The organism is Agrobacterium sp. GW821-FHT14E08 (genome assembly GCF_058803865.1).
In genome coordinates this window covers 1,165,782-1,188,173 of sequence record NZ_JBXAPJ010000001.1, presented here as the reverse complement: position 1 = coordinate 1,188,173, position 22,392 = coordinate 1,165,782, and the positions used below count along the sequence as shown (strand labels likewise).

At 61.0% G+C, this 22,392-nt stretch carries 22 protein-coding genes; 9 read left to right on the top strand and 13 right to left on the bottom strand.

All coding sequences use genetic code 11. The annotated features are described in order from the left end of the window. Window positions 1–14 precede the first annotated feature (14 nt). From tatB to AC1ROR_RS05820, 6 genes are all read left to right on the top strand, one after another. Complete coding sequence (gene tatB, locus AC1ROR_RS05845; RefSeq protein WP_498588857.1) at window positions 15–719, top strand: Sec-independent protein translocase protein TatB; 705 nt, start codon at window positions 15–17, stop codon at window positions 717–719. Next, window positions 716–1,519, top strand: coding sequence for a twin-arginine translocase subunit TatC (tatC, locus tag AC1ROR_RS05840; protein WP_080834649.1), 804 nt, complete (start codon window positions 716–718; stop codon window positions 1,517–1,519). Before tatB ends, tatC begins: the two co-directional genes overlap by 4 nt. 104 nt (window positions 1,520–1,623) lie before the next feature. Then, window positions 1,624–2,907 carry a serine--tRNA ligase gene (gene serS, locus AC1ROR_RS05835; protein ID WP_498588856.1) on the top strand — a complete coding sequence of 428 codons (1,284 nt, stop codon included), beginning with the start codon at window positions 1,624–1,626 and terminating at the stop codon, window positions 2,905–2,907. A gap of 206 nt (window positions 2,908–3,113) precedes the next feature. Then, window positions 3,114–3,884 (top strand): 5'/3'-nucleotidase SurE, encoded by a 771-nt coding sequence (surE, locus tag AC1ROR_RS05830; RefSeq protein ID WP_080834647.1) that lies wholly within the window; start codon window positions 3,114–3,116, stop codon window positions 3,882–3,884. Further along, on the top strand, window positions 3,881–4,534 hold the full coding sequence (locus AC1ROR_RS05825; RefSeq protein WP_191856382.1) for a protein-L-isoaspartate(D-aspartate) O-methyltransferase: 654 nt from the start codon (window positions 3,881–3,883) through the stop codon (window positions 4,532–4,534). Before surE ends, AC1ROR_RS05825 begins: the two co-directional genes overlap by 4 nt. 346 nt (window positions 4,535–4,880) lie before the next feature. Then, on the top strand, window positions 4,881–6,452 hold the full coding sequence (locus tag AC1ROR_RS05820) for a peptidoglycan DD-metalloendopeptidase family protein (RefSeq protein ID WP_498588855.1): 1,572 nt from the start codon (window positions 4,881–4,883) through the stop codon (window positions 6,450–6,452). Window positions 6,453–6,702: 250 nt separating this feature from the next. Here AC1ROR_RS05820 and mobB read toward each other — a convergent pair whose 3' ends face one another. The 5 genes from mobB to moaA form a co-directional block, all read right to left on the bottom strand. After that, window positions 6,703–7,227, bottom strand: coding sequence for a molybdopterin-guanine dinucleotide biosynthesis protein B (gene mobB, locus AC1ROR_RS05815; RefSeq protein WP_498588854.1), 525 nt, complete (start codon window positions 7,225–7,227; stop codon window positions 6,703–6,705). Then, window positions 7,224–7,850, bottom strand: a complete 627-nt coding sequence (gene mobA / locus AC1ROR_RS05810) for a molybdenum cofactor guanylyltransferase MobA (protein WP_498588853.1) — start codon at window positions 7,848–7,850, stop codon at window positions 7,224–7,226. The genes mobB and mobA overlap by 4 nt, the downstream gene beginning before the upstream one ends. Next, window positions 7,847–9,046: a multidrug effflux MFS transporter gene (locus AC1ROR_RS05805; RefSeq protein WP_498588852.1), complete on the bottom strand. Its 1,200-nt coding sequence runs from the start codon at window positions 9,044–9,046 to the stop codon at window positions 7,847–7,849. The genes mobA and AC1ROR_RS05805 overlap by 4 nt, the downstream gene beginning before the upstream one ends. A gap of 1 nt (window position 9,047) precedes the next feature. Beyond that, a complete protein-coding gene (locus AC1ROR_RS05800; RefSeq protein ID WP_035223112.1) occupies window positions 9,048–10,016 on the bottom strand; it encodes a DMT family transporter in 969 nt (322 codons plus the stop codon). A 154-nt stretch (window positions 10,017–10,170) separates the two neighbouring features. After that, window positions 10,171–11,220: a GTP 3',8-cyclase MoaA gene (gene moaA, locus AC1ROR_RS05795; protein WP_498588851.1), complete on the bottom strand. Its 1,050-nt coding sequence runs from the start codon at window positions 11,218–11,220 to the stop codon at window positions 10,171–10,173. Between the two features lie 112 nt (window positions 11,221–11,332). Between moaA and AC1ROR_RS05790 the strand changes: the two genes are divergently transcribed. The 3 genes from AC1ROR_RS05790 (at window position 11,333) to AC1ROR_RS05780 (ending at window position 14,439) form a co-directional block, all read left to right on the top strand. Beyond that, entirely contained in the window at window positions 11,333–11,701 is a 369-nt protein-coding gene (locus AC1ROR_RS05790) for a gamma-butyrobetaine hydroxylase family protein (RefSeq protein WP_035223114.1), read from the top strand. Between the two features lie 271 nt (window positions 11,702–11,972). Then, complete coding sequence (locus AC1ROR_RS05785; protein ID WP_035223115.1) at window positions 11,973–13,784, top strand: monovalent cation:proton antiporter-2 (CPA2) family protein; 1,812 nt, start codon at window positions 11,973–11,975, stop codon at window positions 13,782–13,784. A gap of 46 nt (window positions 13,785–13,830) precedes the next feature. Next, window positions 13,831–14,439, top strand: coding sequence for a pyridoxamine 5'-phosphate oxidase family protein (locus tag AC1ROR_RS05780; protein ID WP_035223116.1), 609 nt, complete (start codon window positions 13,831–13,833; stop codon window positions 14,437–14,439). A gap of 233 nt (window positions 14,440–14,672) precedes the next feature. Here AC1ROR_RS05780 and AC1ROR_RS05775 read toward each other — a convergent pair whose 3' ends face one another. From AC1ROR_RS05775 to AC1ROR_RS05740, 8 genes are all read right to left on the bottom strand, one after another. Next, entirely contained in the window at window positions 14,673–15,743 is a 1,071-nt protein-coding gene (locus AC1ROR_RS05775) for a GGDEF domain-containing protein (RefSeq protein WP_035223117.1), read from the bottom strand. Window positions 15,744–16,248: 505 nt separating this feature from the next. Next, window positions 16,249–17,466, bottom strand: a complete 1,218-nt coding sequence (locus AC1ROR_RS05770; RefSeq protein WP_498588850.1) for a molybdopterin molybdotransferase MoeA — start codon at window positions 17,464–17,466, stop codon at window positions 16,249–16,251. Further along, the gene (gene moaC, locus AC1ROR_RS05765; protein ID WP_498588849.1) at window positions 17,467–17,973 is read right to left on the bottom strand and encodes a cyclic pyranopterin monophosphate synthase MoaC; all 507 of its coding nucleotides are present in this window, start codon (window positions 17,971–17,973) and stop codon (window positions 17,467–17,469) included. Between the two features lie 7 nt (window positions 17,974–17,980). After that, window positions 17,981–18,796, bottom strand: a complete 816-nt coding sequence (trpC, locus tag AC1ROR_RS05760) for an indole-3-glycerol phosphate synthase TrpC (RefSeq protein ID WP_498588848.1) — start codon at window positions 18,794–18,796, stop codon at window positions 17,981–17,983. Window positions 18,797–18,815: 19 nt separating this feature from the next. Further along, window positions 18,816–19,850: an anthranilate phosphoribosyltransferase gene (gene trpD, locus AC1ROR_RS05755; protein ID WP_498588847.1), complete on the bottom strand. Its 1,035-nt coding sequence runs from the start codon at window positions 19,848–19,850 to the stop codon at window positions 18,816–18,818. Between the two features lie 15 nt (window positions 19,851–19,865). Further along, a complete protein-coding gene (locus tag AC1ROR_RS05750) occupies window positions 19,866–21,758 on the bottom strand; it encodes a peptidyl-prolyl cis-trans isomerase (protein ID WP_142173671.1) in 1,893 nt (630 codons plus the stop codon). 270 nt (window positions 21,759–22,028) lie between these two features. Continuing rightward, window positions 22,029–22,163, bottom strand: coding sequence for a hypothetical protein (locus tag AC1ROR_RS05745; RefSeq protein WP_003495703.1), 135 nt, complete (start codon window positions 22,161–22,163; stop codon window positions 22,029–22,031). 40 nt (window positions 22,164–22,203) lie between these two features. Continuing rightward, on the bottom strand, window positions 22,204–22,383 hold the full coding sequence (locus tag AC1ROR_RS05740) for a hypothetical protein (protein WP_003495704.1): 180 nt from the start codon (window positions 22,381–22,383) through the stop codon (window positions 22,204–22,206). Window positions 22,384–22,392 lie beyond the last annotated feature (9 nt).

Below are 22,392 nucleotides of genomic sequence, written 5' to 3'. Positions count from 1 at the left end.
TCGGGAGCGTATTGATGTTTGATATCGGCTGGAGCGAGCTTCTGGTGATTGCGGTCGTGCTGATCGTGGTCGTCGGACCGAAAGACTTGCCGCCCATGATCCGCGCCTTCGGCAAAACGATGGCCGGCCTTCGCAAGATGGCGGGGGAATTCCGCACGCAGTTCGATGAGGCCTTGAAAGAGGCGGATATGGACGATGTGCGGCAGACGATCTCGGATGTCCGCAATCTTAATCCGACCAATTCGCTGCGCGACGCGATGAACCCACTTCGCCAGCTCGGAAACGAGATCAAGTCCGATCTCCAGAAGGCGACGGCTGCACCTGATTCTCTGTCTTCGACAGCAGCACCGGCGACGAGCGAGCCGGTTGCGCCTCTGGTCAGCGTGCCCGAGCCCGAGATGAAGCTTCCGGATGCGCCGCCTGTCGTCGCCTCTGCGCCTACGGCATCCGCGCCGGTTGCCGCAGTTGCGGCAGCGGAAGAAAAGCCGAAACGCACGCGTGCGAAATCGGTTGCGACCGTTGAAGCCGAGGCGGTGGCCGCCAAGCCGAAACGCACCGTGCGCAGCAAGGCTGTCGAAGCGCCTGAAGAATCTGCTGTTTCGAAGCCTGCCGTGAAGGCTGCCGTCAAGAAAACGGCGGCGGAGAAGGCGGTGGCGGAAGCCAAGCCGGCCAAACCGGCAAGAACAAAGGCTGCAAAGCCCAAAAAGGATGAAGCATGAGCGGGGACATCGAGGATAAGCCGCAGCCGCTGATCGAGCATCTCATGGAGTTGCGCACGCGGCTGATCTGGGCGCTCGGCGCATTCTTCATCGCCTTCATCGGCTGTTTCGCCGTTGCCAAACATCTCTTCAACCTGCTCGTCATTCCTTATAAGTGGGCGGTTATCTGGGCCGGGCTGGATGTGACGAAATCGTCGCTGATCTATACAGCGCCGCAGGAATTCTTCTTCACGCAGATCAAGGTTGCGATGTTCGGCGCGATGGTGATCTCCTTTCCGGTAATCGCCTCGCAGCTCTACAAGTTCGTGGCCCCCGGTCTCTACAAGAATGAGCGCGCCGCGTTCCTGCCGTTTCTGATCGCGTCGCCGATCCTTTTCCTCATCGGTGCGGCGCTCGTCTATTTCTTCTTCACGCCCATGGTCATGTGGTTCTTCCTCGCCATGCAGCAATTGCCCGAGGATGGCGAGGTGGCGATTTCGCTGATGCCGAAGGTGTCGGAATATCTCAGCCTCATCATGACGCTGGTTCTGTCCTTCGGTCTGGTGTTCCAGCTGCCGGTGGTTACCACGCTTCTGGCCCGCGTCGGGCTTCTGACCAGCGACTGGCTGCGCGAGAAGCGCAAGTTCGCTATCGTCATGGCCTTCGTGGTCGCGGCCGTGCTGACGCCGCCCGATCCGATGTCCCAGATCGGTCTTGCGCTGCCTGCGATCATTCTCTACGAGATTTCCATCTACATGGCTCGACTCGTGGAGAGGAAACGTGCGGCGGAATCCAAAAGCACGGAGCTGGAAGAGACCTGACGCTTCGCCACGGTCTTCCCGCTCATTTAATTTCCTCGCGCCGGGCCCTTCGCCCGGCGTTTTGCTGATAAAGCACGGGCGGCCAACAACAGTCTGGAACGACGATGCACGACATTAAATGGATACGCGAAAACCCCGAAGCCTTTGATGCGGCTCTTGCACGCCGCGGCGCCGAACCTGCCGCCAGCGGCCTGATCGCTCTCGATGAAAAGCGCCGTTCCGTCATCCAGTCCCTCCAGGACATGCAGTCCCGCCGCAATGCCGCCTCCAAGGAAATCGGCGCCGCCATGGCGCAGAAGAACATGGAGCTTGCGGAAAAGCTCAAGGCCGAAGTCGCTGACATCAAGGAAAACATGCCGCGCGCCGAGGAGGAGGACCGCCAGGTCACCGCCGAGCTGAACGACGCCCTGTCGCGCCTGCCGAACATGCCCTTCGACGATGTGCCTGATGGCAAGGACGAACACGACAATGTGGTGGCCCGCGTGGTCGGCCAGAAGCCCGGCTGGAACCATGAGGCCAAGGAGCATTTCGAGATCGGCGAGGCGCTCGGCTACATGGATTTCGAGCGGGCGGCCAAGCTTTCCGGCTCGCGCTTCACCGTTTTGACGAGCCAGCTGGCGCGTCTGGAACGGGCGCTCGGCCAGTTCATGATCGATCTGCACACCTCGGAACATGGCTATACGGAAGTCTCCTCGCCGCTGATGGTGCGTGACGAGGCGATGTTCGGGACGGGGCAATTGCCGAAATTCTCCGAGGACCTGTTCAAGACCACCGATGGCCGCTGGCTGATTCCGACGGCGGAAGTGACGCTGACCAACCTCGTTTCGGGTGAAATCCTCGAGCAGGAAAAACTGCCGCTGCGCTTCACCGCGCTTACCCCGTCCTTCCGTTCGGAAGCGGGCTCGGCTGGCCGCGATACGCGCGGCATGCTGCGCCAGCACCAGTTCTGGAAGTGCGAGCTTGTCTCCATTACCGATGCGGAAAGTGCTGTCGCCGAGCATGAGCGCATGACGGCCTGCGCCGAAGAGGTGCTGAAGCGTCTCGGCCTGCATTTCCGCACCATGACGCTATGCACGGGCGATATGGGCTTTGGTGCGCGCAAGACCTACGATCTGGAAGTGTGGCTGCCGGGCCAGAACACCTATCGCGAAATCTCGTCCTGCTCAGTCTGCGGCGATTTCCAGGCGCGGCGCATGAATGCCCGTTATCGCGGCAAGGACGACAAGGCCACGAAGTTCGTGCACACGCTGAACGGCTCCGGCACGGCTGTCGGCCGCTGCCTGATCGCGGTTCTGGAAAATTATCTCAATGAGGATGGTTCCGTCACAATTCCAGAGGTGCTGCTGCCCTATATGGGCGGTCTGACGCGCATCGAGAAGGCGGCCTGATTGTCAGGCTCCTGAAGACGCCTCTGTCATTCCGGCCTTGAGCCGGAATCCAGCCAGCCCAAGTCCTTGGGCTGAAGAGGTTTTTCCCGCCGCGCAGACGCGCGTCGGCTGGATGCCGGATCAAGTCCAGCATGACGGTCATGGGGATGCGTCCATGAGAGACAATATCAGTCCTTTCCAAAGGGCGTAGCAGTGGAGAGATGAACATGCGGATTTTGCTGACGAATGACGACGGTATTCACGCCGAGGGTCTGGCCGTGCTGGAGCGTATCGCCCGCACGCTGTCCGACGATGTCTGGATCGTCGCGCCCGAGACCGATCAGAGCGGTCTTGCTCATTCGCTCACGCTTTCCGAACCGCTACGCCTGCGAAAAGTTTCCGACAAGCATTATGCGCTGCGCGGCACACCGACCGATTGCGTCATCATGGGCATTCGCGAAGTTCTGCCTGAGAAGCCCGACCTCGTGCTGTCAGGTGTTAATGCCGGCGCCAACATGGCCGATGACGTGACCTATTCCGGCACGATTGCCGGCGCCATCGAAGGCACGCTGCAGGGCGTGCGGTCCTTTGCGCTCAGCCAGGCCTTCAGCCATGCCGAAGGCCGTGTCGTGCCGTGGGAGGTCGCCGAGACCTATGCCCCGGACCTGCTGCGCAAGCTGATGAATGTCGATCTGCCTGATGGCACCTTCCTCAATCTCAATTTCCCCAATTGTGCGCCCAAGGATGTGCAGGGCGTGTCCGTGACCGGGCAGGGCAAGCTCGATTTCGGCCTGACGGTGGAAGAACGCCAGGACGGCCGTGGTTTCCCCTATTACTGGCTGCGTTTCGGCGAGCGTCTCGGCACCTTCCGCGAAGGCACGGATATCCACGCCCTGAAGCACGGCAAAATTTCGGTCACGCCGCTAAAGCTTGACCTGACGGATTACACGGTCAAGGATCGGGTTGCGCAAGCGCTTGGATTCGGAGTCGCCGATTGAAATCTGCCATGGTCGAAAAGGAAGGTTTTGCCGCTCTCGTTCTCCGGCTGAGAGGTGAGGGGATTTCCGACCTCGACCTTTTGACGGCGGTGGAGCAGACGCCGCGCTCCAAATTCGTGCCGCCGCAATTTGCGGCCGATGCCTATTCCAGCCGGACGATCCCGATCGACTGCGGCGCCTTCATGGAAGGCGCCGACATGGCTGTGAAAATCCTTGCCCGCCTGCAATTGAAGCCGGGCCAGCGCGTGCTGGAAATCGGCACCGGCAGCGGTTTCATGACGGCGATCATCGCGCGGCGGGTGGAGCGCGTCTTTTCGCTGGAGCGTTACAGGACGCTGGTGCAGCAGGCGCAGAACTGTCTGGATGATCTTTCCATCCGCAATGTCGTGATCCGCCAGGCGGATGGCAGCAATGGGCTTGTGGGCGAGGGCACCTTCGACCGCATCGTCTCCACGGCGGCCTTTACCACCATGCCCCGCTTTTTTGCCGAACAGATCGTCTCCGGCGGCATGATGATCGCGCCGATCATCCTTGACGATGATCGCTGCGTGATGACGCGCTTTTCCAAGACCGGCAGCCGCTTCGAAAAGGAAGAGCTGTTCGAAGCGCCCTATCTGCCGCTCAGCACCCATATTGCGCGTCATTTGTAACAAAATGAAAATTTTGAAGACGTTCCATTTTTGTCTTCGAAAGTTCTAAATTACCACAACTGTTTGATTTTCATTATTATTATTGTCCAGTCATGACGCGCATCGTTTTCGTCATGGTTATCGAAGTGTCAAAAAAGCGCCAAACGGCTTAACGTTTTAACGGCGTGGTAACACTAACGCGCTTTAATCATAAACATCGACGCATGGTTTTCCCCACCTCGGGAAATGGGCCTTGCAAGAAGTGAAGTTTGTGCCGGATCGCATGTCGATGCGGCGGGTTGGCGTCAGTGTAGATCGAGTCATGCGTATGAGACATTCGTCTAAAATCGGAAAATCAGTCGCAAAAATGTTCGCAGCGGCATTGCTGGCAAGCGTCGCAACGGGCTGTAGCTCGGATGCAACGCGGTTCAGCGGCCTCTTTTCCAGTGGACCGGATCAGATGACGACGGCGTCAATTCCAACCCGGCAGGGTGGCGGTGCTTACGGGCAGGCTCCTGTTCCGCAGGGCGACATGAATGGCGGTTACGCCTCTGCCGCGCCGCAGGGCGGTTATGCCAACCAGAACATGGCTGGCAACTCCTATCCGCAGTCCGGCGGTTATGGCGGCAACGTGCAGCCTTCCACGGCCCGCTCGGCCTCCGCCTCTCCGGTTCAGCGCTCCGAACTGTCGGCGCCGACGGCGGTGGCGAGCCGCGATCCGGCGACGCGCAACGAAGCCATGGCCCAGCCCTTCCCATCCGCACAGCGACAGGCCGCGCCGTCTCCCGCAGCGCCAGCGCAGCAGGCCGCCGTTCCCGTCGCCGACAATCTCACCACCGCAACCGTCCGCTCCGACAAGAATGGCTGGCATACGGATGGCGCTTCCTCGGTGACGCTGCGTCCCGGTGAAAGCATCACGACCCTTTCCAACCGCTACGGCGTTCCTGAAAAGGAACTGCTGCGGGTCAATGGTCTGAAGACAGCCTCTTCGGCGCAGGCCGGCCAGTCTATCCTCATTCCGAAATTCGGTCAGGTTCGCAACGCCGCCAAGGATGCGGCCGGCAACATCGCGCTCGACCGCAATGGAGATCAGCCGACACCGCTGCGCAGCCCCGAGGGGAATGTGGCCGTGCTGCCGTCGCAGGCTGCGGCCCGTGACAAGGTTTCCTCTGATGCCGGCAAGCTCACGCCGCCCGGTGGCAAGCCCTTGCCGCCAAGCGGTGGCTACAAGGTTCAGCCGGGTGACAGCCTGGCGAAAATCGCCCGTGAAAACGGCGTATCGGTTGCCGCACTGAAAGCCGCCAACGGCATTTCCAACGAGAGCATCCGTGTCGGCCAGACGCTTGCCATGCCGGGCGCCGGCACCGACGGCATCAAGACGGCCTCCGTTCCCGCCAAGGAAGCGGCCAAGGCGGTCGAAACCGCATCCGCCAAGCCGGAGCCCTACAAGGCGCCTGCTGCTGCTGCTGCCGCGACCGCACCGTCGGCGCCCGCCGCCACGGCGAGCGTCAGCGATATCGAGAAGAAGTCCGACATGGCTTCCGTTGCACCGGAATCCACGGGCATCGGCAAATATCGCTGGCCGGTTCGCGGCGCTGTCATCAATAATTTCGGCGACAATGTCGAAGGCAGCCGCAACGATGGCATCAACATCTCGGTTCCCGAGGGCACGCCGATCAAGGCCGCTGAAAACGGCGTGGTCATTTATGCGGGCAACGGCCTGAAGCAGCTCGGCAACACGGTTCTGGTGCGCCACGACGACGGCAAGGTCACGGTTTACGGCAACGCCGCCAATCTCGACGTGCAGCGTGGCCAGAAAGTACAGCGCGGCCAGACGATCGCTACATCGGGCATGACGGGCAGCGCCAAGCGTCCTCAGGTTCACTTCGAAGTTCGCAAGGATGCGACGCCGGTGAACCCCTCCAGTTTCCTTGAATAGGTATTGCGTCTCAAGGATTGACGAAGCCGGGTCTAGAGCCCGGCTTTTTCATTTTTGGGGTGAGGGATCGTGGGAGCTTACGTCGGCTTCATGCCACTTCTCCTCCGTCATGCCGGACTTGATCCGGCATCCAGCCGACGCGCGTCTGCGCGGCGAGAGGAGTCCTTTCAGCCCAAGGACTTGGGCTCGCTGGATACCGGCTCAAGGCCGGTATGACGGATGTGGGGATGCATCCGAAGCGCCTAAAACGCTATCCTTGGTTTACTCTCACCAGCCCCACCGTCCTCTCGATGAAGTCGGCAATCGCGCCCGTATCGTCGAGATCGAAGACGGGAAGGGCGGTGCCCGTCACCTCATGATCGGCGGCAATGGCGATGATATGCGGATCGAGCGGCGCTAGCGGTTCGGTTTTCGCCGCCTCCAGCCGGCGCGCTTCGATCTTCGGCACCGGCTCGTATTTGTAACCCTCGATCAGCACGAGATCGCAGGGGGCGAGGCGGGAGAGGATGTCCTCGAAGGAGGGTTCCGGTTCGCCGCGCAACTCATGCATGATGGCGAAGCGGGTGCCGGAGACGATGGTGACCTCGTGGGCGCCCGCCTGCCGGTGACGCCAGCTATCGGCGCCGACCTTGTCGATATCGAAATCATGATGGGCGTGCTTGATGGTTGAGACGCGGTAGCCCCGGGCCGTCAGCTCGGTGACGATGCGCACCGCAAGGCCGGTCTTGCCCGAGTTTTTCCAGCCGGCAATGCCGAAGACCTTTTGTGCCGTCATGTCGCGAGGCTCTCCAGATGGCTCCGCGCCAGGGCCAGTTCATCCGGCGTGTTGATGTTGAAGAAAGGGTCGAGGCTGCCCTTTGCGGTTTCCAGCGGCGGAAAGGCAATGCCGATGGTGACGTGTCGTGCCAGATAGGCGCGGATCCGCCGGTTCGCATCGTTTTTCAGCCAATCTTCCAGATCATCGGCAAGCGCCACGGGCCAGAGCGCGAAAACCGGATGAAGCTGGCCGCTGGAGGCGGCGATGACGATCGCATTGTCCGATATGTGTTCGCAAAGGCGGGCCACGAGATCATCGGGGAAAAAAGGGCTGTCGGCGGGCACCGTCAGGAAATGGCTTCCTCCGGCTTCGTGCTTTTGGAAATGGCGCATGCCGGCGAGAACGCCGGCCAGCGGTCCGGCATGGCCGCTTACGGTGTCTGGCAGCACGGGCAGGCCGAAGCTTTCGGCCCAGCCATTTGCCGCATTGATGGTGATATCGCAGACCTGTGGGGTGATGCGGCGCACGACGTGGGAAAGCAGCGGTGTTTCGCCCAGCATCACCATCGCCTTGTTGGTGCCCATGCGCCGCGACAGGCCGCCGGCGAGCACGAGACCGGGTATTCTGGAAGGGGCCGTCATTGCCGCTTCTCCTGCAGCCTTACGATATAGGTGGTGAGGAGGGCGACAAGGCCGGTCGCCAGCATCACGATAAGGAGCGGCCACGTTCCGTCCTCCCTGGACAGGACCGAGGAGGCGAGTACCGAAAGCACAGCGCCGCCGCCAATGGTCATGGCGCCGCCGAGACCGGAGGCGGAGCCAGCCAGATGCGGCTGGACGCTGACCATGCCGGCATTGGCGCTCGGCAGGGTAACACCGTTTCCGACACCGATGAGGGCGAGCGGCACGAAAAACGCATAGGGGCTTTCCGAACCTGTGGAGATCAGCACAATGGCCGTGACGATACCGGCAATGGCGATGACATTGCCCGACAACATCATGCGGGTGATGCCGATCTGGCTGGCATAACGGCCGGAGACGAAATTGCCGAGCATGTAACCGCTGGCCATGAAGAAGAATTGCAGGCCGAGCATGGCCGGGGCAAGGCCATAAAGCACGCTGCCGACGAAGGGCGCGCCGCCGAGGAAGGAAAAGAACATGCCGGACGAGAAGGTCGAGGTCAGCGCATAACCCCAGAACAGCGGCGAGCGCAGAAGCTCGGGCCAGGCATGGAACTGCTGCGAAAAGCTTGCCGATCTATTGTGGTTGGTTTCGCCGAGATCAAGCCAGGCGAGCGCCAGAATGCCGACGCCGAGGAGGGCGAGCAGCGCGAAGCTCGACTGCCAGCCGGAAATGTCGTTGAGCAGGCCGCCAACCGTCGGGCCGACCATCGGCACCACCGACATGCCCATGGTGACATAACCGATCATCGAGGCGGCCTGTTCCATCGGCACCATGTCGCGCACGATTGCCCGGGCGAGCACGAAACCGGAAACGACGGCCGCCTGTGCCACGCGCCCGATCATGAAGACGGTAATATTGGGCGCCAGCATGCAGACGAGCGTGGCGACGATCATGATCGCGATGCTGGCGAGCATGACAGGGCGGCGTCCGAATAGATCGGATAGCGGGCCGATGATGAGCTGCAGGCAGGCGGTGGCGGCGAGATAGCCGGATACGGCAAATTGCATGACCGCGTAATCGACCTCGAAATAAAGCGCCATGGCTGCAAGCGAGGGCAGAAACACATTCATGCACAGCGCTGCGACGCCGGCGGTGACGACCAGCGTGATGATGTGGGGTGGGGTGGTCCGGTCAAGAAAACGGCCGCTGTTCATGTCACTCTCCCGCCTCTTCCGTAACGGCAGTTTTCGTTACGGAAGCCGGCCGCACCGTGGTTGCGGCCGTGGGCGTTGCGGCCGCGCGCTTGGCCATCTGCGAACGCTTGCGCAGGCTTTCGCGGTAGAAGGTGTAGAGACCCGAACCGATGACGATCATGGCGCCGACGATGGTGAAACTGTCGATCTTTTCATTGAAGAAGAACACGCCGATCATGAAACCCCAGAGCAGGCTGGTGTAACGGAACGGCGCGACGAAGGAGATTTCGCCGGTTCGCATTGCCAGAATGATCGCCTGATAGCCGACCAGCACCAGAATGGCGGACCCGGCAAGATGCGACAGGATCATGAAGTTCATCGGCTGCCAGCCGCCGAAAGGCGCAATCAGCAGGCCACCCACCGCCATGTTGACGAAGGCGGTAATAACGGTGATGGCGAGCGAGGGCACATCGGCATACATTTTCCGGGTCAGAAGATCGCGTGCGGCGGTAACCGCCAGCGAGGCGACGACCAGCAGGGCGCCTGACGTGAAGCCTTCCGGTCCGGGCCTGATGATGATGAGCACGCCGATGAAACCGGTGATGATTGCCGCCCAGCGCCGCCAGCCGACCGGTTCACGCAGGAAAAGTGCAGCACCCAGCGTCACGATCAGCGGCAGGGACTGCAATATGGCCGAAGCGTTGGAAAATTCGATGAGGCCGAGCGCCGTCAGATAGAGAACGGCCGCTGTCACTTCGCAGAGACAGCGCAGGATGATGATGGGCCGGAGCAGGGTTTTCAGGGGCCGGAGCGCGCCGAAATGCCGTGCAGCGATGTAGATCAGCACCACCGTCATGATGCCGCGGACGAACATGATCTGGCCGGTGTTGATGTAGGGGGTGACGGATTTCGTCAGCGCGTCGTTGGCCGTGAAGCTTGCCATGGCGAGCGCCATCAAGAGGGCGCCGCGCGTATTATCCGTCAATGCCATTCCATATGATCCCAGACCATGCGCAATCTTGCCCCGATTGCCTCTCAAGGGCTGCCCGCCGGGCGCAACTGCGCATTCCTCCATGCCAAGAGACGTGACACGGTGAGGCCGGTAATTCAACCGCTTATATGGGTGGGGGGAAGGAGAAACAGGCTCAGCCGCCGGTCACGCTCATATGGCGGGCGACGGCGGGGCGCTTATGCGTGCGGTCGATGATGAAATCATGACCCTTCGGCTTGCGCAGAATGGCCTCGTCTATGGCGCTGGAAAGATAGGCGTCGCTGTCGGAAGCGCGCAGCGCGGTGCGCAGGTCGGCCGCATCATCCTGGCCGAGGCACATATAAAGCGTGCCGGTGCAGGTGAGGCGGACGCGGTTGCAGCTTTCGCAGAAATTATGCGTCATCGGCGTGATGAAACCGAGCCTGCCGCCCGTTTCCCTGACCGTGACGTAACGGGCGGGGCCGCCGGTCTGATAGTCGCTGTCGATGAGCGTGAAGCTTTGCTCCAGATCGGCGCGCAGCTTGGAGAGCGGCAGATAACGGTCTGTCCGGTCTTCCTCGATCTCGCCCATCGGCATCGTTTCGATGACCGTCAGATCCATGCCGCGACCATGGGCGAAACGCATGAGCTCGGCAATTTCCGTCTCGTTGAAATCCTTCAAAGCCACGGCGTTGAGCTTGATCTTGATGCCGGCGGCCTCTGCGGCGTCCAGCCCTTCCATCACACGGTCAAGATCGCCCCAGCGGGTGATCTGCCGGAATTTTTCAGCATCCAGCGTGTCGAGCGAGACGTTGATGCGCCTGACGCCGCAATCGGCAAGTTCGGCGGCGAATTTGGCAAGCTGCGAGCCGTTGGTGGTCAGCGTCAGTTCGTCCAGCGCGCCGGTGCGCAGATGGCGGCCGAGGTTCCTCACCAGCGACATGATGTTCTTGCGCACCAGCGGTTCGCCGCCGGTAAGCCTGAGCTTGCGCACGCCCCTTGTGATGAAGAGGGAACAGAGCCGGTCGAGTTCCTCCAGTGTCAGAAGGTCCTTCTTCGGCAGGAAAGTCATGTGTTCGGACATGCAGTAGGTGCAGCGGAAATCGCAGCGGTCGGTCACCGAAACGCGCAGATAGCTTATCGCCCGACCGAAGGGGTCGACCATCGGTGCGTTGTTTTCCGTCAGGGATTGCGCTCTTTCAAGCGATCCGGGGAAACTGTTCACGTCTCCATCCTCATTGCGCGATGCCCCTGGCACACACGGTGATGTAGTGGCTTGCCTATCGTGAGGCAAGTCCGTAATTCTGACGCATATGACGAGCTTGCGGAAGTGAAAAATGAGTGATGCCTGGCCGACTGAGCTGCTTGTGTCGAAAGACCGGCGGCAACTGACCGTTTCCTTCGATGACGGCAGCGCCTACCGGCTTGACGCCGAGATGCTGCGGGTGCTTTCGCCCTCGGCGGAAGTGCAGGGCCACGGGCCGGGGCAGAAGGTCACCGTTCCCGGCAAGCGCAATGTCGGCATCCGCTCGATGGTCGCGACCGGCAATTATGCGGTTCGCATCGTCTTCGACGACGGCCATGATAGCGGGATCTATACCTGGAGATACCTCAGGGAACTTGGCGAGACCGGTGACGCACTGTTTGCCGATTATGAACGGGAGCTCGCTGAAAAGGGCTTGAGCAGGGAACCGCTATCCCGATAAAACATGGAGGGAGACGCCCTCGTGAGAATGCAGACAGGGGATTTGAATAACCGGTGCGTTTGGCGATGTTGTTGCATCCCCACTCCGTCACCCCGGACTTGATCCGGGGTCCAGCGCGACCAAGTCCTTGATCGCGAGAGAGTCTTTCACGGAGCAGACGCGCCGTGGCTGGATGCCGGATCAAGTCCGGCATGACGAAGAAGGGTTCTGGCGCTTTCGGGCAATCTGGCGAGGGAACACCCTCGTCCTATCAATTTAAACGGGGTGGCGTGTGGCTGTCGAAGCGAACGGAAATGATCTGGCCCAGGTGGTCGTGCTTTTGGCGGCGGGCGTTGTGGCTGCGCCGATCTTCAAACGCATCGGCCTCGGCTCAGTGCTGGGTTATCTGGCCGCCGGCCTGGTGATCGGGCCTTACGGTCTCGGTTTCTTTTCCGATTCGCAGGCGATCCTCCACATCGCCGAACTCGGCGTGGTGATGTTCCTGTTCATCATCGGGCTTGAAATGCAGCCGTCTCGGCTTTGGTCGATGCGTCAGGATATTTTCGGGCTCGGCGCGTTGCAGGTGCTGGTCTGTATGGCGGGCCTGACATTGATCGGTGTCGGTCTCGGTTTTCCCGTCATCATGTCCTTCGTCGCCGGCACCGGCTTCGTGCTGACCTCCACAGCGATCGTCATGCAGATGCTGCAGGAACGCAACAGCATGTCGAGCCTGAAAGGTCAGCGCATCATCGCCATCCTGCTGTTTGAGGATCTGGCCATCGTGCCGCTGCTGGCGCTGGTTGCCTTTCTCGGTTCCGGCGGTGAACATGTGACACCCTCGGAGCGCTGGATTTCGGTGGGCATCGCGCTTGCGGCCGTGGGGGCGCTCATTCTCGCCGGGCGTTATCTTCTCAACCCGTTCTTCCGGCTGCTGGCGGCCTCCGGTGCGCGCGAAGTGATGACGGCGGCGGCTCTGCTGGTGGTGCTCGGTTCGGCGCTTCTGATGCAGGTCAGCGGTCTTTCCATGGCCATGGGCGCGTTTCTGGCGGGCGTGCTGCTGTCCGAATCCTCCTTCCGCCATCAGCTTGAGGCGGATATCGAGCCGTTTCGCGGCATTCTGCTCGGCCTGTTCTTTCTTGGCGTCGGCATGGCGATCGATCTTGCCGTCATCGCTTCCAACTGGCAGCTCGTGGTCGTCAGCGTCGCGGGTTACATGCTGCTCAAGGCCTTCCTGATCTACGGTGTGGCACGTGCACTCGGCACCACGCGGCGCGAAAGTCTGGAGCGGGCGGTGCTGATGGCGCAGGGCGGCGAATTCGCCTTCGTGCTCTATTCGGCCGCCGTCAGTGCCGGTATTCTGGATCGCGAAGCCAACGCCATCCTGACTGCGACCATCATCATCTCCATGGTGCTGACGCCGCTGATGGTCATTCTGCATGACCGGCTGGTGCCGGCAGCGGTTCCCAATACCGACGATCTCGACGTGCCTGAAAATGTCGAGGGCAGCATTCTCCTGATCGGCTTCGGGCGGTTCGGGCAGATCGTCAGCCAGCCGCTTCTGGCCCGGGGCTACACGCTGTCGCTCATCGACAAGGATGCCGACTTCGTGCGCGATGCGGCGGAATTCGGCTTCAAGGTCTATTATGGCGATGGCTCGCGGGCGGAAATCCTGCATGCTGCCGGTGCGAGTACGGCGCGTGCCGTGCTTATCTGCGTTGATGACAAGGACGCGGCGGTGCGGATCGCGGAGATCGTCAAACACGAGTTCCCGCTGGTTCCGGTTCTCGCCCGCGCCTATGACCGCGGCCACGCCATCGATCTTCTGAAGGCCGGTGTCGATTACCAGATCCGCGAGACGCTGGAATCGGCGCTGAATTTCAGCGAGGAAGTGCTGGGCGCCATGGGTGAGGAGCGCGAGGATGCGGCCCGTCTGGTCGAGGAATTCCGCGACCGCGACGAGGAGCGTTTCGCAATGGAAGTCGTCGGCGGCATCTATGCGGGTCGTTCGCTGATCCGCGGCAATGCCCAGCCGGCCGACCTCGTTGCTGCCCGTACCGCGCGCGAGCGGGCGGAGCGGGAAAAGGCAGAGGCGGCGGAAGATTAAGCCCCGTCTGGCGGGGTGCAGGTTGTTTTACGGGATTGGAGCCGACATGACGATCATTCGCACGGTTGAGGAATTGAAGGCCATCTATGATGGCACAAGCGAAGCGTCGATCGCCAAAGTGACCGGCTCGCTGACGGCCGAATACAGGCTGATGATCGAGGCATCGCCCTTTCTGGCGCTGGCGACGGTGGGGCCCGAAGGCATGGACTGTTCGCCGCGCGGCGATAAGGGCGGTGTGGTGCGGGTGGGTGACGACAAGACGCTGCTTCTGCCCGACTGGCGTGGCAACAACCGCGTCGATTCGCTCCTGAACATCGTGCGCGACCCACGTGTGGCGCTGATGTTTCTGATCCCCGGCTCGAATACCACGATGCGCGTCAACGGCCGTGCCGTGGTTTCGGTTGATGCCGATCTGCTGCAGAGTTTCGAAATGGACGGCAAACATCCGCGCACGGTGATCGTGGTGGAGATCGACGAGGTTTATTTCCAGTGCGCCAGGGCTCTCATGCGCTCCGAACTCTGGAACCCCGCCAATTTCGTCGAACCCGCATCGCTGCCCACACCCGGCGTCCTGCTGAAAGCCGCAAAGGCGGAATTCGATCAGGAAACCTATGACAGGGAATGGGCGGCGCGGGCGGCGAAGACGATGTGGTGAAGGGAACCTGCTCGGTTAGGTGGCCCAATCAAAACGTCGGGAAAGCGCCGCAGCATCTATTCGCTTGGCGAAACCACGCATCCGCACACCGTCACCCCGGACTAGATCCGGGGTCCAGTGCGATCAAGTCCTTGATTGCGAGAAGGCGTCTTTCACGGCTCAGACGCGCTGAAGCTGGATGCCGGATCAAGTCCGGCATGACGGAGGAGATCGTGGGGTAAATGCCACCCGGCTTACGTCCGGTAAATCAGCCAGTTCTTGCCGGTATAATTCTTCTGCATGCCGTCTTCATAAAAGATGGAGCGGTTTCTGCCGGTTTCCTTGGCGTGGTACAGCGCCGTGTCGGCGTGGCCGTAAAGCTCGCTTGGATTATTGGCCTGCGCGGCGGAGGCAAAGCCGATGGAGATCGTCACCGTGCCATAGTCCGCGCCTGACCTGGAATTGCGGAACGGCGTGCTTTCCAGCGACAGGCGAATGCGCTCGCACATCACCATGACTTCCTCGGGCGTATTGCCATCGAGAATGATGGCGAATTCCTCGCCGCCGCTTCTTGCGACGAAACCGTCCTTGCGCACATTGGCGCGGATGACCGACGCGACGGTGGCGAGAATCTTGTCGCCGACCGGGTGGCCGAATGTGTCATTGATGCGCTTGAAATGGTCGATATCGAGCAGGACGAGCGTGGTATATTGCAGGCCGATGGAACTGTCATAAACGGAGGCCAGCCTGTCATCGAAAGCGCGCCGGTTGGAAAGGCGGGTCAGCGAGTCGGTATTGGCGATGCGCTTATATTCATCCAGCTCGAGGCGAACCTGATGCATTTCCTCGGCATGGCGATTGACGTCGTTGAACGCCTTTTCGCCATCGATGATCTTCGAGCCGGTCGCCTCGGCCAGCAATGAAATCGCATTCCTCAGAATATTGGTGCTGGAGGCATTCTTGTCGTCGATGCGCTGGCGGGTTTCGCCGAGAATCCGATTGTAGTTCTCGATGGAGGATTGTTCGCGCCTCAGCGTGCCAAGAAGGCCCTCCAGTTCGCGCCGCAGCTTCTCATGCGCGTCGTCGATTGCCCGTCCGGGATTGCCTTCACCGTAGCGCGTGGACAGTTCGTCCAGGTCTTCCTGGGTGACGCGGTTTCCAAGTGCCGCCAAATCCTTCGTCAGGGCCGGGTTCGAGCCGATATAGGCTTCGTAAAACAGGCTGTAATTGCGCGGGATCGGCGAAACACCCATGCTCCGCATGGCATAGGCAATCTGCCCGGCAATGTCGGGTCCCGTGGTTTTGGGCGTGGATGCCGTGTTCATCAAGAAACTCCAGTGAGTCTGCTTATCGACTATGATTATTATTATGAAGCCCGTTTTGGAAAGCTTAATTTATAGGAAACTAATTTTTGTTGCCGGAAATTCCATTTTCGCCGTTTTTTATCTTATTTAATTGATAATTATAAGTAATTCTCATTTTCTGGAAATTCCGGAATTTTTCCCCTCTACTGTTCGTCTTGGTGACAGCATCGCATTTATTCTGTCAATCCCAATAACAGGATTCATGTGATTTATTTTGGCACAACAATATGGGGAAATATTCCCATGGCGGATGCAGAAGGTGTCTTTTGAATTCGTAATGACTCCGCTTATAGGCGGTTTTTTTTGTCATACGTCTCAGGATACAGGAATGTTACAGTTTTATTTGAGGATCTGGTGCCGGACGGAAGGTGGCAGGGCCGTTTTGCAGCGGCGCGGCAACCATTCGGCAAGTGTTGCTAAGAGGCTGGCAGCCGTTTGCCGCAAATCCCGACGCGCGGCGCGCGTATCAGGCGCCAAGCCTTATCACCGGGCATTCCGCCCCGGCTTCCGCCTCCACAGCATGGGGCGGGCGCACGATCAGGCCGTCGGAATGGGCCAATATCTTCATCATGGATGAATCCTGCTTTTGATAGGCTTCCGCCACCAATGCGCCGTTTTCGTCCGTGCTGAAGCGGGCGCGCAGATAATCCTGACGGTGATCATTTGCCCTTAATGGCGTTGCGGTGCGGGCAGTAGCGGCGCGCTGCAGGGGCGCGCGGCGGGCGATCCTGCGGATCAGGGGCTCAAGAAACAGCAGGCTGCAAACGAGACTTGCGACCGGGTTTCCGGGCAGGCCCAGCACCTGCATGGCGCCGATGGCGCCCACCATCAGCGGCTTTCCCGGGCGCATGGCGATGCGCCAGAAATCAAGCTGCATGCCTTCGGCCTTCAACGCCGCCTGAACGAGATCATGGTCGCCGACCGATGCGCCGCCGAGCGTCACCAGCACGTCGGCATTTGCCGCCACGGCCCTGCCGATGGCAGCGCGGATCAGGGCGTCGTCATCGGCGATGATGCCGAGATCGAGAACCTCCGCACCCGCCTTGCGGGCAAGGGCGGCGACGCCGAAGGTGTTGGAAGCGATGATCTGGGCGGGCAACGGCGTGCTTCCCGGCGGCAGCAATTCGTCGCCGGTGGCGAGGATGGCGACGCGCGGCCTGCGATAGACGGGAAGTGTGGCGTGGTTCATTGCCGCCGCAACCGTGAGGTCGGTAAAACCGAGTTCGTGTCCCGCCTTCAGGACGATTTCACCCTCGGCGAAATCCTGACCGCGCGGGCGAATATGTCGCCCTGCGGTGACTTCGAAGGTGGTGCGGATTTTTCCGCCCTCCAGCACTTCGGCGTCTTCCTGAATGAGAATGGTGTCGGCCCCTGCGGGAACCGGCGCGCCGGTGAAGATGCGGACGGCTTCGCCCTGTCCCACCGTCGCTGTAAAGGCATGGCCGGCGGCTGCCTGGCCGATGACGGTGAGAACCGAGCCGATTTCAGGCGCATCGGCGCTGCGGAGCGCATAGCCGTCCATTGCCGAGGCGTCGAAGGGCGGCTGGGTCAGACGCGCCGCGAGATCGGCCGAGAGAACGCGGCCATCGCATTCGGCAAGCGGCAGCGTCTCGTTTGCCGTTACGGGAACCGCCGCCTCCAGAAGGCGCCTTGTGGCCTCGTCCACGGGCAGCAGCGGTTTCATTCAGCTCTCCTGTCGCTGCAAATCGCCAGCCTTGAAATCACCGGACTTGCCGCCGCGCTTTTCGAGAAGGCGGATATTGACGATTTCCATCGCCTTGTCGGCGGCCTTGGCCATGTCATAGATCGTCAGGCAGGTGATGGAGACGGCGGTCAGCGCTTCCATCTCCACGCCGGTCTTGCCTGATAGTTTCACCATGGCTTCCACCCGCAGGCCGGGCAGGGCAATGTCTTCGGTGATGTCGACCGAAACCTTGGTCAGCATCAGCGGATGGCAGAGCGGAATGAGATTGGCGGTCTGCTTGGCGGCCATGATGCCAGCCAGGCGGGCGGTGCCGATGACGTCGCCCTTCTTGGCGTTGCCGTCGCGAATAAGGGCGAGCGTTTCCGGTTTCATCTTCACGAAACCCTCGGCGACAGCGACGCGGACAGTCTCGGCCTTGTCGCCGACATCGACCATATGCGCCTCACCGGCAGCGTCTATATGGGTCAGCTTGCCCGCCTCGCTCATGGGGCGATCATTCCGCTGCCAGAACGCCGGTGCTGCCGGTCAGCAGCGCCTTGGTGGCCGCCGTCACATCGTCCTTGCGCATCAGGCTTTCGCCGACGAGGAAGGTGCTGATGCCGCTCTTTTCCAGCCGCTTGCAATCCTCATGGGTGAAGATGCCGCTTTCGCCGACCAGCAGCTTGTCGGCGGGCACGAGACCAGCCAGCTTCTCGCTGGTTTCCAGGCTGACTTCGAAGGTGCGCAGGTTGCGGTTGTTGATGCCGAGAAGCGGCGAGGCGAGCTTCAGCGCCCGTTCGGTTTCTTCCGCATCATGCACCTCGACCAGCACGTCCATGCCGAGCGCGAAAGCCTCGTCTTCCAGCCGTTTTGCCTCGTCGTCGGAGAGTGATGCCATGATGAGGAGAATGCAGTCCGCGCCCCAGGCGCGGGCCTCATGCACCTGATAGGTGTCGAACATGAAATCCTTGCGCAGCGCCGGCAGGGCGCAGGCATTGCGGGCGGCGGTCAGGAATTCCGGCGCGCCCTGAAAGCTCGGGCTGTCCGTCAGCACCGAAAGACAGGCGGCGTCACCCGCTTCATAGGCGGCCGCCAGCGCCGGCGGATCAAAATCCGGGCGGATCAGGCCCTTGGACGGGCTGGCCTTCTTGATTTCGGCGATCAGGCCGAACTTGCCCTCGGCCTGTTTTGTCCTGAGCGCCCTGTAAAAGCCGCGCGGCGCGGTCTGGCCCTCGGCCATCGCCTTGAGATCGGCAAGGGAAACCTTCGCCTTGGCGGCGGCGATTTCCTCGCGCTTGTAGAGTTCGATCTTTTTCAGAATGTCGCTCATGGTTTCGCTCTCATTCCTTTTAATGGTCGGCCTGCTTGGGGTCTGCCTCGTTGGAGACGGCGACCAGACGCTCCAGCGCTGCGGCTGCCGCGCCGCTATCGAGCGCCTCGCTGACGATCGTCATCGCCTGACCCAGCGTTTCCGCCTTGCCGGCAATGACGAGGGCTGCGGCCGCATTGCACAGCGACACGTCGCGATAGGCATTGCGTTTACCGGAAAGAACCTCGCGCAGCGCCGCCGCATTGGCAATGCCGTCGCCGCCCTTCAGATCGTTCATCTGAGCCGGCTGAACGCCGAAATCCTTTGGCGTCAGGTCGAATGTGCGGATCTTGCCGTTTTCCAGCGCCGCCACATGGGTGACGCCCGTGGTGGTCACCTCATCCATGCCGTCGCCATGCACGACCCAGATGCTCTCCGAGCCAAGATCACGCAGCACTTCGGCAAGCGGCACCAGCCAGCGCGGCGAGAAGACGCCGAGCAATTGCCGCTTTGCGCCCGCCGGGTTGGAAAGGGGGCCAAGCAGGTTGAAGATCGTCCTTGTGCCGAGTTCGACGCGGCTCGGGCCGACATGGCGCATGGCGGAGTGGTGCAGCTGCGCGAACATGAAACCGAGACCCGCCTCGCTGATGCAGCGGGCGATGAGGTCGGGGCCGATATCGAGCTTCACGCCGAGCGCGGATAACGCATCCGCCGTGCCGGATTTGGAACTCAGCGCCCGGTTGCCATGTTTGGCGACCGGCAGGCCCGTGCCGGCGACGATGATCGAGGCCAGCGTCGAGATATTATAGGTGCCGATGCCGTCACCGCCGGTTCCGACGATATCGATGGCATTGGCGGGGGCCGAAACCGGCAGCATGCGGGCGCGCATGGAGGAGACGGCGCCGACGATTTCGTCCACCGTTTCTCCGCGCACGCGCAGCGCCATCAGGAAACCGCCGATCTGCGACGGGGTGGCTTCGCCCGACATCAGAATGTCGAAAGCCGTGCGCGCATCCTCGCGGTTCAGGCTTTCTCCGTTCGCGACCTTGGCGATCAGCGGCTTCAGTTCGGCCATCTTTTCGCCCCCCGGTTAGAAACCGACCATCGCCTGATCGGCGAGGGCCTGGTTGATGGTCACACCATAATCGTTCTGCAGGCGGTTGACCATCTGGTCCAGCATGTCGTCGCCGGCCGCGCGGGCGATGGCGGCGAATTGCTGGTCGTCATTGGCCAGCGCATCGGCAGGCGCATTGGTGTCAACGGAGGTGACCTTGAAGAGGATGCGGCTGGAGCCGTCGGCGTCAGCCGCCGTGCCAACCTTGCCTTCAGCACCGGAGAAGACCGCCGCGATCGTCTGCTGGCCGAAAATAGCGTCTTCGCTGGTACGGCGCAGGCCGGATTTCTGCTCGACGGCAAGGCTCAGTTCGCCAGCCACGGCCTCAAGGGTCTCACCCTTTTCAACGCGGGCCTTCAGCTCGTCGGCCTTGGCGGCAAGCGCGGTGCGCTGCTGCTCCGCCGTCCAGTCGGCCACGACATCGTCGCGCACTTCGGCAAGCGTGCGGTCGCGGGCGGCAATGATCTGGTCGACGTCGAACCAGATGTAACCTTCACGGCCAAGATTGATCGGCAGGGCTTCCGTGCCGGGCTCGGTCTTGAAGACTTCCTGTGCCAGCTGCGGGGAGGGCAGGCCCTGAACCGCATCGCCCTTTTCATCGAGGCCTGCCGCATCGATGGCGGCGATGGTGACGGGCTTCAGGTTCAGCTGCTTTGCCGCATCGGCAAGCGAAGAGCCGCCGGCGCGCAGATCTTCGTAGCGATCATGCACATTGGTGATTTCTTCCGCGGCGGCGGCGGTGGCGAGGTCCTTGCGGATGTCCTCTTTCGCCTCTTCCAGCGTGCGGGTGGTTTCCGGCTTGATGCCGGTGACGCGCAGGATGACCGGGCCGAAGGAACCTTCAACGACCGCGGAGACGCCGCCATCCTTCTGGATGGCGAAAGCCGCATCGGCAATCGACTGGTCGGGAATGGTGTCCTTGGTGAATTCGCCGAGCGTCACGTCGGACGGCGTCTTGCCCTGATCCTTCACCACCTGATCATAGGTGGTGTTGCCGAGGCGGATCTGCTCGGCAGCTGCTTCGGCCATTTCCTTGCCCGGGAAGGTCAGCTGCTCCACCGTGCGGCGGCCGGCGGTGCGGAAGCTGTCCTTGTGGCTCTCATAATAATCGGCGATCTGGGCATCCGTTACCGAGGCCTGATCGGCAATGTCCGACGGTTCCAGCTTCACATAGGTGAACTTGCGGAATTCCGGTGCGCGATATTTCGTCTTGTTGGTCTCGAACCAGGGGGTGAGAACGTCATCGCCCGGCGCCTTGACCGGCGGGATGACGGCGTTGGAGAGGATGACGTAATCGACCGCACGCTGCTCGTTGCGGTATTGCTTCAGCGCATCCACCAGCACCTGCGGTGCGGCAAAACCATCCGAGACGGCTTCAACGATCTGGCTTCTGACGGCAACCTTGCTGCGTTCCTTGATATAGTCGTCTTCGCGGAAGCCTGAATTGCGCAGGCGCTCGCTGAAGAGATTACGGTCGAACTGGCCATTGACCGACTTGAAGGCCGGGTCTTCGGCGATGAGGTTGGCAAGGCGGTCTTCCGAAAGGCCGAGATTCATCTTCGAGGCAAGCTCGTCGAGGGCGGCGCCGGCGGCAAGCTGGCTGAACACCTGACGGTCAATGCCGAAGGCCTTGGCCTGTTCCGTCGTCAGACGGGTGCCGAACTGGCGGCTGAGGTCGGAAATCTGACGCTGATAGGCGAGGCGGAATTCCTCCGGGCTGACCGTCTGGTCGCCCACCGTCATGACGGCATGGGAATTGGCGGTGACGAGTGATGCCGAGACGCCCCAGACGCCAAACGAAACAACAAGCAGGAGAAGCAGCAGCTTGGCTGCCATGGTTCGAGAAGCATTTCTCAGGGAATCGAGCATCGTTATGCAAACCTCACAGGAACGTCATTGCGGTCGCCAGCCGTCCGGCCCGCAACGTATCGGCGTTCCTTAAATCAATCCAAACGGAAATTGAAGGGAATTTGCCTTGGAAAAACGGGGTTTTGAAAACGCTTATGTGATTGGGACGCGGTTTTTCCGCCATCATCTTCGCCTTGCCGCCCGGTAAAACGGCAAAACAAAACCGCCTGGAGCGGCCAGGCGGTTGCGAAGAATCATCTTTTTAACGGCGATCACGCCGCAACGGGACGCTCAAAAAGCGCGGTCGCGCCTGATCATGGCTTTGAATTCCTCGTCTTCCCGCCGCATCTCGGCGACGACGGAGATCATCGATGTCACGAACATAATGCTGATCAGGGCAAGAAGCAGCGTCAAAAATGTGAACATGATAGTGTCTCCATCTGGTGCGAGAAATTCTCGCCCTCTATCAGTAATAATTCATGTACTGGTAACGGGCGGTCAGCTGCGGATAGTCCGGACCCTGCTTTTCCGGCTTCTGTTCATAAATACTAAACGTCGTTGCCACCATGGCGATGACCAGTACTGTCCAGGCGGTGCTGATGACACTGATCTTTGCCGAAGTAGACTGTTTTTCTCTTACAAACATCTGTCCGTT

Coding starts and splice junctions, on each gene's coding strand:
- tatB (WP_498588857.1), top strand. CDS start 15: ATGTTTGATATCGGCTGGAGCGAGCTTCTGGTGATTGCGGTCGTGCTG.
- tatC (WP_080834649.1), top strand. CDS start 716: ATGAGCGGGGACATCGAGGATAAGCCGCAGCCGCTGATCGAGCATCTC.
- serS (WP_498588856.1), top strand. CDS start 1,624: ATGCACGACATTAAATGGATACGCGAAAACCCCGAAGCCTTTGATGCG.
- surE (WP_080834647.1), top strand. CDS start 3,114: ATGCGGATTTTGCTGACGAATGACGACGGTATTCACGCCGAGGGTCTG.
- AC1ROR_RS05820 (WP_498588855.1), top strand. CDS start 4,881: ATGTTCGCAGCGGCATTGCTGGCAAGCGTCGCAACGGGCTGTAGCTCG.
- mobB (WP_498588854.1), bottom strand. CDS start 7,227: ATGACGGCACAAAAGGTCTTCGGCATTGCCGGCTGGAAAAACTCGGGC.
- mobA (WP_498588853.1), bottom strand. CDS start 7,850: ATGACGGCCCCTTCCAGAATACCCGGTCTCGTGCTCGCCGGCGGCCTG.
- AC1ROR_RS05805 (WP_498588852.1), bottom strand. CDS start 9,046: ATGAACAGCGGCCGTTTTCTTGACCGGACCACCCCACCCCACATCATC.
- AC1ROR_RS05800 (WP_035223112.1), bottom strand. CDS start 10,016: ATGGCATTGACGGATAATACGCGCGGCGCCCTCTTGATGGCGCTCGCC.
- AC1ROR_RS05790 (WP_035223114.1), top strand. CDS start 11,333: ATGAGTGATGCCTGGCCGACTGAGCTGCTTGTGTCGAAAGACCGGCGG.
- AC1ROR_RS05780 (WP_035223116.1), top strand. CDS start 13,831: ATGACGATCATTCGCACGGTTGAGGAATTGAAGGCCATCTATGATGGC.
- AC1ROR_RS05775 (WP_035223117.1), bottom strand. CDS start 15,743: ATGAACACGGCATCCACGCCCAAAACCACGGGACCCGACATTGCCGGG.
- AC1ROR_RS05770 (WP_498588850.1), bottom strand. CDS start 17,466: ATGAAACCGCTGCTGCCCGTGGACGAGGCCACAAGGCGCCTTCTGGAG.
- moaC (WP_498588849.1), bottom strand. CDS start 17,973: ATGAGCGAGGCGGGCAAGCTGACCCATATAGACGCTGCCGGTGAGGCG.
- trpC (WP_498588848.1), bottom strand. CDS start 18,796: ATGAGCGACATTCTGAAAAAGATCGAACTCTACAAGCGCGAGGAAATC.
- trpD (WP_498588847.1), bottom strand. CDS start 19,850: ATGGCCGAACTGAAGCCGCTGATCGCCAAGGTCGCGAACGGAGAAAGC.
- AC1ROR_RS05750 (WP_142173671.1), bottom strand. CDS start 21,758: ATGCTCGATTCCCTGAGAAATGCTTCTCGAACCATGGCAGCCAAGCTG.
- AC1ROR_RS05745 (WP_003495703.1), bottom strand. CDS start 22,163: ATGTTCACATTTTTGACGCTGCTTCTTGCCCTGATCAGCATTATGTTC.
- AC1ROR_RS05740 (WP_003495704.1), bottom strand. CDS start 22,383: ATGTTTGTAAGAGAAAAACAGTCTACTTCGGCAAAGATCAGTGTCATC.